Below are 11183 nucleotides of genomic sequence, written 5' to 3' on the forward strand. Positions count from 1 at the left end.
GTCGGACCTCCCCGTCCCGGTCGCCCGCGAGCTGCTCGGCCCGGAGGCGATCGTCGGCTGCTCGGCGTCGACGGTCGCCGAGGCTCGGCGGGCCGAGGCCGACGGCGCTGACTACCTCGGCGTCGGCAGCGTCTACGGGACCACCTCGAAGGAGGTTCCCGAAGCCGAAATCGGAATCGGACCCGAACGGATCGTCGAAATCGTCGAGGCGGTCTCGATCCCGGTCGTCGGCATCGGCGGCATCACGGCCGACAACGCGGCTCCCGTCGTCGAGGCCGGCGCCGCCGGGGTCGCCGTCATCAGCGAGATCACCGCTGCCGAGGATCCGGCGGCCGCGACCGCCGCCCTCGCCGAAACGGTCGAAACCGCGAAGGGCCTCGAGCACAGAGAGTGACAGAGCCATGACGAGATCCGACACGATCCGGCCGACGCTCGCGGACTCCCTCGAGGCGCTCGCCGAGACCGAGCCGCTGGTGCAGTCGCTGACCAACGAGGTCACGATCAACGACGTCGCGAACCTCACGCTCCACTGGGACGGACTGCCCGTGATGGCGGATTCGCCCGGCGACGCCGGCGAGATGGCCGAACTCGCGAGCGCGGTTCTGTTGAACATCGGCCAGATTCCCGAGTCGAAACTCGAGGCCATGCGGGAGACGGCCGAGACGGCAAACGAGCGCGGAATCCCGATCGTCCTCGATCCCGTCGGAGTCGGCTCGACGCCGACGCGGGAGGCGGTCGCCGAGGAACTCCTCACCGAGTACGAGTTCGCCGTCATCAAGGGCAACTACGGTGAGATCAGCGCGCTCGCGGGCGTCGAAGCCGAGGTGCGAGGCGTCGAGTCAGTCGGCGACTACGACGCCATCGAGGCGACCGCCCGCTCGCTCGCCGAGTCGACCGATTCCGTCGTCGTCGCCTCCGGCGTCGAGGACGTCGTCGCCGACGGCGACGGCGCGACCCGGATCGCGGCCGGCCACGAGCGCCTGAGCGAGGTCGTCGGCACGGGCTGTATGCTCGGCGGGACGCTCGCGACGTTCTGTGGCGCGCTCGAGGACGCCCGCAGGGCGGCGGTAGACGGCACGCTCGCGTTCGGAATCGCCGGGGAACGGGCCGCCGACCTTCCCCACGAGGGGCCGGCGAGCTACCGGACGAACTTCCACGACGCCGTCGCCGGCCTCTCACCCGAGGTCGTCGCGGAGTACGACCTCGACGCCCGCCTCGAGCCGATCGAGTGAGTCCGAACGGTGCTACTCGTCGTTCTTCCAGTCGCCCGGCTCTTCGCCGTAGATTTCCCCCTTCGCCCGTCGAGCGTGGGGCCACTTCGCGAGGGCGAACACGGCGAGGAAGAACGCCCCGAACAGCGCCGCGACGAACGCGCCGTGGAGACCGGGAAGCTCGGCCGCTTCGGTCCACTGCGTCTCCGGGGTGAACAGCGTCACCTTCGCGACCCACGCGACGCCGAGGACGACGAACAGGAGCGCGTAGATGCGGCGGATCCGCCGGGACAGCGCCTCCCAGCTGGTGACCTTGAACGTCGGATACCGGAGGTCGTCGCTCAGCTCCTCGCGCCACCGGGGATGCTCGGCGCCGACCGGTTTCAGCGCGTTCGCGAAGACGTTCTCCTGGAAGAACCGCACCCGCGCGCGGTACATGTCGTAGAACCGGTAGCGACGAACCTCGTACCACAGGAAGATCGAGAGGACGAGGATGCCGACCAGCAGCAGGTAGGCGGGCATCTCGGGGCTCGAGAACACCACCGAGAGCAGCGCGGCCAGCACCGTGATCGCCCAGTTCGTCGTCTGATCGATCCGATCCTGCGAGCTGCTCGCCTGGGTCACTTCGCCCCGGTAGTAGTGGGGCAGCGCCGAAAGGAGGGTCTCGGGATCGGCCGCGATCTCGGCGCCGATCTCCTGATCTCCGCGATCCAGAGGACTGTCGCCGTGCTCGTCGTCGGTGCTCATACGAGCCGAATCCACGACGAGGTGCATAGAACCGTAACCGACGATCGTCGTCGAGCCGCCCCGGAGCCGGGTCTCCTTTCGAGGACGCTCCGCTCAGCAGACCGGTTTCGGGTTCGCGTCCAGCGCCTCGAGCGAATCGACGTACTCGTCGTAGGCGGCCTCGATCGCGCCGCTCGCGGCCTCGACGGCCCGCTCGCGGTCGGTCTCGTCGACGCAGACCGCCTCGAGCAGGTCGGTCGCGCGCTCGAGCTGGTCGTCCAGGTCGTCGCCGAACTCCCGGAACAGCCCCGCGGTCTGGGGGTCGGCGTCGCCGACGAAGTAGCCGACGACCTGGTCCTTCGATCGCCGACTCGCGAGGATCCGACCGACGAGGGCGCCGGTGCGCTCGACGGTGTCTTCGAGCCCGCGCAGGTACTCGTGGAGGGTCGGCACCGTCTCGGGCTCGTAGCCGTCGAGCTTCTCGGCGACCGTCTCGTAGTGGGCTCGCTCCTCGGCGGCCGTCTCCGCGAACGCCTCCCGGGCGGCCTCGTGGCCCTCGTCGTCGGCCCAGCCCTCGAAGGTCCGCCAGGCGGCGTGCTCGGCGTCGGCGGTCGCCCGCAGTACGGGTTCGGTGTCGATCTCGCCGCCCGTGTCGGCGTACAGCGACTTCGACGACCCGAGCCGGGAGAGTTCGGTCTCGTTTTCGGCGCGGACGGTCTCGAGGAGGTCGTCGGCGTCGGTCATGGGGACCCGTTACTCCCCGGTCTCGACCGGCGCGTTGACGAGGTTGCCCCACTCGGTCCAGGAGCCGTCGTAGTTGACGGCGTCCTCGTAGCCCAGCAGCTCGTGGAGTGCGAACCAGGCGACCGACGAGCGCTCGCCGATCCGGCAGTAAGCGATGGTCGTCTCGTCACCGTCGATCCCCTCCTCGGCGTACAGCCCCTCGAGTTCCTCGCGGCTCTTGAAGGTGCCGTCCTCGCCGGTCACTGCGGACCACGAGATGTTTTTCGCGCCGGGGACGTGGCCGCCGCGCTGGGCGGTCTCCTGCAGGCCCGGCGGGGCGAGGATCTCGCCGCTGAACTCCTCTGGCGAGCGAACGTCGACCAGCGGTACGTCACGTTCGATCGCTTTCTCGACGTCGTCGCGGTAGGCGCGGATCGTCTCGCGCGGGCCGCCGGCCTCGTAGTCGACCTCGGGGAACGACGGGACCTCGTCGGTCGTCGGGTAGTCGTTCTCGAGCCAGTACTCGCGGCCGCCGTCGAGCAGGTAGACGTCGTCGTGGCCGTAGTACTTGAACTGCCAGTAGGCGTAGGCGGCGAACCAGTTGGCGTTGTCGCCGTAGAGGACGACCGTCGAGTCCTCGCCGATGCCGTGGCTGCCCAGCAACTCCTCGAACTCGTCCTTGTCGAGGATGTCGCGTCGGGTCTGGTCCTGCAGTTGGGTCTCCCAGTTGAATCCGATCGCGCCAGGGGCGTGTTCCTCGTCGTACGATTCCGTGTCGACGTCGACCTCCACGAGCCGGAGGCCGGGATCGTCGGACTGGAACTCCTCGAGTCGCTCCGCGACCCAGTCGGCCGTGACGAGTGCGTCGGTGGCGTAGTCGTTGGTTGCCATACTCGATACATACCGCGACGGCCACATAGGGCCGTGCTAACCGGTCAATTCGGTCGATGCTAGACCGTTTCGGCAGTTCTTTCCGACATCTCGATCGGCCGACCCGGCCTCGCGGAGTCGAGCCCGGGTTTGCGCGCCGAGCGGGGGAACGTGTGCGGTGGCGGCGTCGATCGGCCGGACGGGAGCTGCAAGTTTTGCCACGGTCTCGGTACGACGGGGAGACGTGCCGGGATCGGTGGCTACTCCAGCCCGCCGCGACAGGTCGGGAGTGATGGACGAATCCGTCGTCGTCTCGCCCGACTGGCTCGCACCCCGGCTCGAGGAGCCCGACGTCGCGGTCGTCGACGTCCGGGACGCCTGGGAGTACGACGGGATCGGTCACGTGCCCGGTGCCGTGAACGTCCCGTTCGACAGCTACCGCGACGAAACCGCCGACGACCCCGGAACCCTGCCGGGACGGGAGGCGTTCGAGGAACTGCTCGGCGAGGCCGGGATCGAACCCGAGGACACGATCGTCGCCTACGACGACACCCACGGCGTCTTCGCGGCCCGCTTTCGGCTCACCGCGCTGGCCTACGGCCACGAGGACGTTCGCCTGCTCGACGGCGACTTCAGCGCCTGGAACCGCGAGTACGAGACCGAGACCGGGTCGCCGTCGGTCGATCCGACCGCCTACGCCGCTGACCCCTTCTCGTTCGCCGACGGGCCGCTGATCGATCGTTCGGGCGTCGAGGCCGCCCTCGAGGGCGACGCGGTCCTCGTCGACACCCGCGATCCCGAGGAGTTCGCGGAGGCCCACCTTCCCGGCGCCGTGCGATTCGACTGGCGCAGCACCGTCGACGACGAGACGCGACGGCTGAAACCCGCCGCGGAGCTCGAGGCGCTGTTCGCCGACCACGGGATCGAGCGAGAGGGGGAGATCGTTCTGTACTGCAACACCGCCAGGCGGATCAGCCACACCGACGCGGTGCTCGAGGCGCTCGGCTACGAGCACGTCTCGGTCTACGAGGGGAGCCTCACCGAGTGGCTCGCGACCGACGGCGAGGTCGAGATCGGAGCCGAGTACTAGCTGGAAGACATCAGTTCACTGGACTGAAGATTTTATATTGTTGTGTGCTGTCGATACGCACGGTGATCCGACGTGACAACCACTGAATCGGTGCTCGAGCACCACCTGACGGCGTTTGGTGACCAGGAGCTCTCGGCGATCATGGACGACTACCGTGAGGAGTCGGTCGTCGTCACGAACGTGGGAACGTTCCGTGGCCTCGAGGAGATCGAGGGGCTGTTCGCGGACCTCTGCGAGGAGTTCGACCAGGAGGGGGCGACGATCGACGTCCACCAGCAGACGGTCGAAGACGAGTTCGCCTACATCGTCTGGGAGGGCAAAACGCCCGATAACGTCTACGAGTTCGCGACGGACACGTTCTACGTCCCCGACGACACGATCGACTTTCAGACGTTTGCCGGTGACGTGACTCCAACGGAGTAGGAGCCTCTACTTATCAGACGGTTTACTCTACGTCATTCCCGGCGCAACCGCCGCACGGGTCGCGGTTGCGCCGGGAAATCGGTACAGCAATCCGTATCAGGCGTCGCCGGCCGACGCGTCCGGCAAGGAGAGACGGAACGTCGTCCCCTCGTCGGGATCGGGGTGGATCCAGATCTCGCCGCCGTGGCGCTCGACGATCCGCTGACAGAGCGCCAGTCCGATCCCCGTTCCGGCGTGGGCGTCGTGGCTGTGGAGCCGTTCGAAGACCTCGAACACCCGCGTTCTGTTGTCGGGGTCGATCCCGATGCCGGCGTCGCTGATCGAGATCACCCACTTGCCGTCCCCGGTCGGGACGGCCTCGCCGCGAGCGCCGGCCGAGTCTGACGCCGTCTTTCGATCGGCCGTAATGTGGATCGACGGCGGCTCGTCGCCGCTGTACTCGATCGCGTTCTCGAGCAGGTTCTGGAACACCTGTCGGAGCTGATCGTCGTCACCCTGCACCCGGGGCAGCGAGTCGATCGAGAGCGTCGCGTCGGTCTCCTCGAGCCTGAACTGCAGGTCGTCGACGACGTCCTCGAGGACGACCTCGAGGTCGACGGGCTCGAAGGGGTCGCCCTGGGTCTCCACCCGGGAGTACGCGAGCAACCCCTCGATCATCTCGCGCATCCGGTCGGCGCCGTCGACCGCGTACGTGAGGAACTCCCGTCCGTCCTCGTCCAACTCCTCCTCGTAGCGCCGCTGGATCAGCGAGAGGTAGCTCGAGACCATCCGCAACGGCTCCTGCAGGTCGTGGCTGGCCGCGTAGGCGAACTGCTCGAGCTGTTCGTTCGAGGCCTCGAGGCGCTCCCGGTAGCGCTGGCGCTCGAGCTTGTAGCCGACCCAGTTCGCGAGCAGTCCGACGAACGTCCGCTCCCAGTCTGAGAACCCCTCGGGACAGGGCTCGCGATCGTAGAAACAGAACGTTCCGTACACCGAGCCGTCGACGAAGATCGGCGTCCCCAGATAGCAGGTCACCTCGCCCTCCCCGCTGGCGGCGCGCTCGCCGAGTTCGGGCGCGTCGGTCTCGAGGTCCTCGATCGCGACCGTCCGACCCGCGGCGACGACCCGCTGGCAGTTCGTCGAATCGAGGGGAATCGTCGTTCCGGGCTCGAGGCCGATCCCCTCGGCCGCGTCGACGGCCTCGAGGGTGTACTCGTTGGTGCCCTCCTGGATCGACGAGAGCGCCCCACACTCCGTTCCGAGCGTCTCGCGGACGATGCGTAACAGCCCTTCGACCTGCTCGGAGAGCGGTCGATTCGCGTCGGCCAGCGCCTCGTAGGCGTCCTGAAGCGCGCGTTCGCGCCGCCGGAGCTGGTCCTCCCGCCGGACTCGGTCGGTGACGTCTCGGAAGTGTATCGTGGCCGCCGATTCGCCGGGATAGATCCGCAGTTCGTACCAGGCGTCCAGCGAGTCGAAGAACTCCTCGAACCTGATCGACTCCTGGGTCTGCAGCGCGTGTTCACACCCCTCGCGAATCGTCGATCCGACCCCGTTGGAAAGCGCTTCCTGAATCGGCGTTCCGCGGAGCGCCGACTCGCTCGCCCCCAGCACCCACTCGCTTCCCGCGTTACAGAACGTAATCCGGAACTCCCCGTCGAGCGCGACCACCGCGTCGGTGATCCGCTCGTACGCCCGCGTCGCGCCGTCGCCGCCCGGGGTCGTCGACCCCGATTGTTCACCCATTTTGAATACGTAATGTGACTATGATAAATAAATCACTCGTCACCGACGTCCCGCCAGTCCGGCGCCGTCGAGTACGGGCTCGAGGAGAGTTCGTCGAACGTCGCGTAGACGACCTCCGAGAGCGCCGGGTGAACGTGGGCCGCGTTCGCGACGTCGTCGACGGTGCCGCCGCCGTCCATCGTCGCGACGACCTCCTGGATCAGCGTCGGCGCTCGCGGACCGACGACGTGACAGCCCAGGATCTCCCCGTCCGGTGCCGCGAGTACCTTGACGAACGCCTCGCCGGGATCGAGGATCACCCCCAGCGGTGCGGCGTCGTAGCTCACGCGCGCCGATTCGTACTCCCGGCCGTCCTCCTCGAGTTCCCCCTCCGTTCGGCCGACGCTGGCGACCCGCGGCGAGGTGAAGATCGCGTGGGGCATCGCCCCGTAGTCGACGGCCCGTTTGACGGTCTCGAGGACGTTCGTCGCCACGACCCGGGCCTCGTAGTCGGCCGCGTGCTTGTAGGGCTCGTCGCCGAGGACGTCGCCCAGCGCCCAGATCCCGTCGACGCTCGTCTCGAGGAACTCGTCGGTTTCGACGTATCCTCGCTCGTCGGTCTCGACGCCCGCGTTCTCGGGTTCGAGCGTGTCGGTGTTCGGCCGTCTCCCGGCCGCGACGAGGAGGTCGTCGGCCTCGAGGTCGACCGCGCCACTTCCGTCGCCGTCGGTCCCGCCGTCGTCCGCGGGTTCCGCGGTGACCGCCACCCCGCCGTCGGTCTCGCGTGCCTCGGCGGCCTCGTAGCCGGTGTGGAGATCGCAGTAGCGCTCGAGCCCGTCGGTCACCGCGGCGCTGACGTCGTCGTCCTCTCGCGGGACGAGCTGCTCGCTCCGACCGACGATCGAGACCTCGGCGCCGAGCGCGCCGAAGAAGTAGCCCAGCTCGGCCGCGATGTAGCCGCCGCCGATGACGACGAGTTCGTCGGGTCGCTCGTCGAGGTAGAGGGCGTCGTCGCTGGTCAGAAAATCGATATCCTCGAGGCCGTCGACCGGCGGAACCGTCGGCCGACCCCCGACGGCGACGACGATCGTTTCGCCCCGTACTCGTCGCGGTTCATCCCCGTCCGCGTCGTCCGTGGGATCGACCTCGAGTGTGCGCTCGTCGACGAACCGTCCCTCGCCGCGGTAGAGCGCGACGTTTTTTGCCTTCTCGAGCGATTTGGCCTGGCGCTCGGCCTTCCCGTAGACCGTCTCCCGGATCGACGAAGTGATCTCGCCGTAGGAGACGTCCTCGAGGGTAGCATCGACGCCGAACCGCTCCGCGCGGCGAATTTCGTCGACGACGTCGGCCCGGTGGATGAGCGCTTTCGAGGGGACACAGCCTCGCGTGATGCAGGCGCCCCCGAGGGGTCCCGGCTCGATCACGGCCGCCTCGAGGCCCTCCTCGGCCGCCGCGGTGGCTACCTGGCTTCCCGATCCGCCGCCGACAACGACGATGTCGAACTCGTCCATATCGTGTATCCGACCACGAATACCACCGTAAAACGGCAGGCTGCGTGTGAAACGGGGCTGTAGACGGCGACTCGACGGGTGCCGTGGTCGCTACAGCCAGTCGTCGCCGGTGTCGTCGGACTGGCCGTCGGTGTAGGTGTCGACGGCGTCCGCGAGGTTCGCGATCGCCGCTTCTTCCGAGGGTCCCTGGCTCGAGACGCCCGTCACCTCGTCGTCGGCGATGTAGAGGCCGTCTTCAACGCGGACGACGACGTCGGCGTCTGCGAGGGCGGGATACTCGCCGGTGTCGATCTCCGGTTCGGTGGGCATACGCGAACGTTGTCGGCGGACGGCTGAAATACCCTCCGACGACGGGTTCGAATCGTCGGTCGGATCGTTACGTAGACAGGCAAACTGCTCGCTTCGCTCGCAGTTTCTACTGGGCGAACAGCCGTCCGAGACGCGCGACAGCGCGTCTCTCTGCGGAACGACGATCGAAGCGCGAGCGTAGCGAGCGGTGAGTGAGCCGTTACACTAAACACGAGTGTCACGACGACTCTGCATACCGAAATCGTGCTCCTCTCTACTGCTGTCGTGAATGACGGGAACGACTCTCCACACCGTGGCAGCAGGGAATTGCCACACCCTCCCCAGCCGATTCACTCGGTCACGCTGTTCCCTCGTTCATCCACAGGAAGACGCGCTGCGTCTTCCAAGCCTTCGCTCGTTTCCTCGCGAAGACCTCGCGCAATATCGCCGATCAGGATCTCGCTGTCGCTCGATCCTGACGACAGCGCGCGCCACCGCAAGTGGAGCGATCGGCTTCTCGACACGCGGTGACTCGTCCCATCTACGCCGATAGGCGTTGAGAGCGACCTGCAACGAACAGGAGCGCTGGCGGTCGAGAAAAAGCCTTTAACGCCGTCGCCACGTACACCGAGCAAATGGTACTCGACGATCTCGGGAGTTCTCTGCGGGGCACGCTCGACAAACTCCGCGGGAAGTCACGGCTCAGCGAGGAGGACATCGAGGAGATCGTCAAGGAGATCCAGCGCTCCTTGCTCTCGGCCGACGTCGACGTCTCGCTCGTGATGGAGCTGTCGGACAACATCAAGGAACGGGCCCTCGAGGAGGAACCCCCCGCCGGCACCCCGGCGCGGGACTTCGTCCTCCGCATCGTCTACGAGGAACTGGTCGACCTCATCGGCGAGTCGACGGACCTGCCCCTCGAGGAGCAGACGATCCTCCTGGCCGGTCTTCAAGGATCCGGTAAAACGACGTCCGCTGCGAAGATGGCGTGGTGGTTCTCGACGAAGGGCCTCCGTCCGGCGGTCATCCAGACCGACACGTTCCGGCCCGGCGCCTACGATCAGGCAAAGGAGATGTGCGAACGTGCCGAGGTCGACTTCTACGGCAACCCCGACGCCGAGGACCCGGTCCAGATCGCCCGCAACGGGCTCGAGGAGACCAGCGAGGCCGACGTCCACATCGTCGACACCGCTGGACGGCACGCCCTCGAGGACGACCTGATCGACGAGATCGAGGACATCGAGGAGACGGTCGAACCCGACAAGTCCCTGCTCGTGCTCGACGCGGCGATCGGGCAGGGTGCGAAAGACCAGGCCCAGCAGTTCGACGAGTCGATCGGCATCGACGGCGTCGTCATCACCAAGCTCGACGGGACCGCCAAAGGCGGAGGGGCATTGACGGCGGTCGATCAGACCGACTCCTCGATCGCCTTCCTGGGGACCGGCGAGGAGGTCCAGGACGTCGAGCGCTTCGAGCCCGACGGCTTCATCTCCCGGCTGCTGGGGATGGGTGACCTCGGCCAGCTCGCCGAGCGCGTCGAGCGGGCGATGCAACAGACCGACATCGAGGACGACGAGGAGTGGGACCCCGAGGACATGCTGACGGGGCAGTTCACTCTCAACGACATGCAAAAGCAGATGGAGGCGATGAACAACATGGGTCCCCTCGACCAGGTGATGGACATGATCCCCGGCTTCGGCGGCGGGATCAAGGACCAGCTCCCCGACGACGCGATGGACGTCACCCAGGAGCGCATGCGCACGTTCAGCGTCATCATGGACTCGATGACCGATACCGAAAAGGAGTACCCGAAGGCGATCGGCGCCGACCAGATCGAACGCATCGCCCGGGGCTCGGGGACGAGCGAGGACCAGGTCCGGGAGCTGCTCCAGCAGTACAAGATGATGGAGCGCACCATCAAGCAGTTCCAGGGCATGGGCTCGGACAAGGAGATGCAGCGGATGATGCAACAGATGCAGCAGGGCGGCGGTGGCGGTGGCGGCGGCGGCATGGGCGGGATGGGCCCGTTCGGGTAGGTCACGTTCTCTCCTCGAGCATTTCACCGATTGCTTTCTGCCAACAAATTCATTATATCTTAATTGTATAGTTAGAGTCGAATGGATCGTCGTCAGTACCTCGGCGTCGCGCTCGCGTTCGGGTGTAGTTCCGCCCTCGCGGGCTGTTTCGATCGGGTCGATGCGGCCACCGGCTCGGACGACGACGGTGACCTCGAGGCCGCGGATCGATCCGGGGAACGCGCGCTCGCCCGGTCGGCCGGCCGGCTGAACGAGGCCACCTACGCGTTCGAGGCCGATTCGGATCTCGAGGCCGGGGCGTTCGATCCGTCGGTCGCCGAGGAGCGACTCGCGGACGCGCGGGAGTCGCTCGAGGACGCCGCCGAAGCTCGCGGAGACGACGTCGACGAACTCCGGGCCTACGCGGCGGTCCTCGAGGCGCTGCTCGCGGTCGCCGAAACCGTCACCGACGACGGTCTCGAGGCGGACGCGGGGACGATCCCCGACGCGATGGCGGCTCGGCGCCGGCGGGCGGATGCCGAGGCGGAGCTGGAAGCGGCCGATTCGGCCTGACCGTCAGGCGTCGACGGGGCGGCCGTCCTCGGTCGGCGGGGCGACGTGGTCG

At 67.4% G+C, this 11183-nt stretch carries 12 protein-coding genes; 6 read left to right on the forward strand and 6 right to left on the reverse strand.

Annotation, left to right across the window (positions count from 1 at the left end; genetic code table 11):
- On the forward strand, positions 1–394 hold a 394-nt coding region (locus ACNA7R_RS16765; protein ID WP_416284681.1), incomplete at its 5' end, for a thiamine phosphate synthase.
- A 7-nt stretch (positions 395–401) separates the two neighbouring features.
- Complete coding sequence (gene thiM, locus ACNA7R_RS16770) at positions 402–1232, forward strand: hydroxyethylthiazole kinase (protein ID WP_416284682.1); 831 nt, start codon at positions 402–404, stop codon at positions 1230–1232.
- A 12-nt stretch (positions 1233–1244) separates the two neighbouring features.
- Here thiM and ACNA7R_RS16775 read toward each other — a convergent pair whose 3' ends face one another.
- The 3 genes from ACNA7R_RS16775 to ACNA7R_RS16785 all read right to left on the reverse strand — a co-directional run bounded on the left by ACNA7R_RS16775 (position 1245) and on the right by ACNA7R_RS16785 (position 3551).
- On the reverse strand, positions 1245–1958 hold the full coding sequence (locus tag ACNA7R_RS16775; protein ID WP_416284683.1) for a DUF2270 domain-containing protein: 714 nt from the start codon (positions 1956–1958) through the stop codon (positions 1245–1247).
- A gap of 93 nt (positions 1959–2051) precedes the next feature.
- A complete protein-coding gene (locus ACNA7R_RS16780) occupies positions 2052–2681 on the reverse strand; it encodes a rubrerythrin family protein (protein ID WP_416284684.1) in 630 nt (209 codons plus the stop codon).
- 9 nt (positions 2682–2690) lie between these two features.
- A complete protein-coding gene (locus ACNA7R_RS16785) occupies positions 2691–3551 on the reverse strand; it encodes a sulfurtransferase (RefSeq protein WP_416284685.1) in 861 nt (286 codons plus the stop codon).
- A 271-nt stretch (positions 3552–3822) separates the two neighbouring features.
- Here ACNA7R_RS16785 and ACNA7R_RS16790 point away from each other — a divergent pair, with 271 nt between their 5' ends.
- Both ACNA7R_RS16790 and ACNA7R_RS16795 read left to right on the forward strand, forming a co-directional pair.
- Entirely contained in the window at positions 3823–4620 is a 798-nt protein-coding gene (locus ACNA7R_RS16790) for a sulfurtransferase (RefSeq protein ID WP_416284686.1), read from the forward strand.
- A gap of 72 nt (positions 4621–4692) precedes the next feature.
- The gene (locus ACNA7R_RS16795; RefSeq protein ID WP_416284687.1) at positions 4693–5043 is read left to right on the forward strand and encodes a nuclear transport factor 2 family protein; all 351 of its coding nucleotides are present in this window, start codon (positions 4693–4695) and stop codon (positions 5041–5043) included.
- Positions 5044–5139: 96 nt separating this feature from the next.
- On the opposite strand, the gene ACNA7R_RS16800 is transcribed toward ACNA7R_RS16795, so the two are convergent.
- The 3 genes from ACNA7R_RS16800 to ACNA7R_RS16810 all read right to left on the reverse strand — a co-directional run bounded on the left by ACNA7R_RS16800 (position 5140) and on the right by ACNA7R_RS16810 (position 8564).
- Positions 5140–6765: an ATP-binding protein gene (locus ACNA7R_RS16800; protein ID WP_416284688.1), complete on the reverse strand. Its 1626-nt coding sequence runs from the start codon at positions 6763–6765 to the stop codon at positions 5140–5142.
- A gap of 32 nt (positions 6766–6797) precedes the next feature.
- Positions 6798–8255: a dihydrolipoyl dehydrogenase gene (locus ACNA7R_RS16805; RefSeq protein WP_416284689.1), complete on the reverse strand. Its 1458-nt coding sequence runs from the start codon at positions 8253–8255 to the stop codon at positions 6798–6800.
- A 90-nt stretch (positions 8256–8345) separates the two neighbouring features.
- Positions 8346–8564, reverse strand: coding sequence for a hypothetical protein (locus ACNA7R_RS16810; protein ID WP_416284690.1), 219 nt, complete (start codon positions 8562–8564; stop codon positions 8346–8348).
- Positions 8565–9178: 614 nt separating this feature from the next.
- Between ACNA7R_RS16810 and ACNA7R_RS16815 the strand changes: the two genes are divergently transcribed.
- A complete protein-coding gene (locus tag ACNA7R_RS16815; RefSeq protein WP_416284691.1) occupies positions 9179–10579 on the forward strand; it encodes a signal recognition particle protein Srp54 in 1401 nt (466 codons plus the stop codon).
- A gap of 81 nt (positions 10580–10660) precedes the next feature.
- On the forward strand, positions 10661–11131 hold the full coding sequence (locus ACNA7R_RS16820) for a hypothetical protein (RefSeq protein ID WP_416284692.1): 471 nt from the start codon (positions 10661–10663) through the stop codon (positions 11129–11131).
- Positions 11132–11183: the final 52 nt, after the last annotated feature.

This window comes from Natronococcus sp. (assembly GCF_047921035.1).
Lineage (GTDB): Archaea > Halobacteriota > Halobacteria > Halobacteriales > Natrialbaceae > Natronococcus.

Excerpts from the sequence above, each read along its gene's own strand:
- ACNA7R_RS16815 (WP_416284691.1), top strand. The coding sequence starts at position 9,179 with ATGGTACTCGACGATCTCGGGAGTTCTCTGCGGGGCACGCTCGACAAA.
- thiM (WP_416284682.1), top strand. The coding sequence starts at position 402 with ATGACGAGATCCGACACGATCCGGCCGACGCTCGCGGACTCCCTCGAG.
- ACNA7R_RS16810 (WP_416284690.1), bottom strand. The coding sequence starts at position 8,564 with ATGCCCACCGAACCGGAGATCGACACCGGCGAGTATCCCGCCCTCGCA.
- ACNA7R_RS16790 (WP_416284686.1), top strand. The coding sequence starts at position 3,823 with ATGGACGAATCCGTCGTCGTCTCGCCCGACTGGCTCGCACCCCGGCTC.
- ACNA7R_RS16785 (WP_416284685.1), bottom strand. The coding sequence starts at position 3,551 with ATGGCAACCAACGACTACGCCACCGACGCACTCGTCACGGCCGACTGG.
- ACNA7R_RS16800 (WP_416284688.1), bottom strand. The coding sequence starts at position 6,765 with ATGGGTGAACAATCGGGGTCGACGACCCCGGGCGGCGACGGCGCGACG.
- ACNA7R_RS16780 (WP_416284684.1), bottom strand. The coding sequence starts at position 2,681 with ATGACCGACGCCGACGACCTCCTCGAGACCGTCCGCGCCGAAAACGAG.
- ACNA7R_RS16805 (WP_416284689.1), bottom strand. The coding sequence starts at position 8,255 with ATGGACGAGTTCGACATCGTCGTTGTCGGCGGCGGATCGGGAAGCCAG.
- ACNA7R_RS16820 (WP_416284692.1), top strand. The coding sequence starts at position 10,661 with ATGGATCGTCGTCAGTACCTCGGCGTCGCGCTCGCGTTCGGGTGTAGT.
- ACNA7R_RS16775 (WP_416284683.1), bottom strand. The coding sequence starts at position 1,958 with ATGAGCACCGACGACGAGCACGGCGACAGTCCTCTGGATCGCGGAGAT.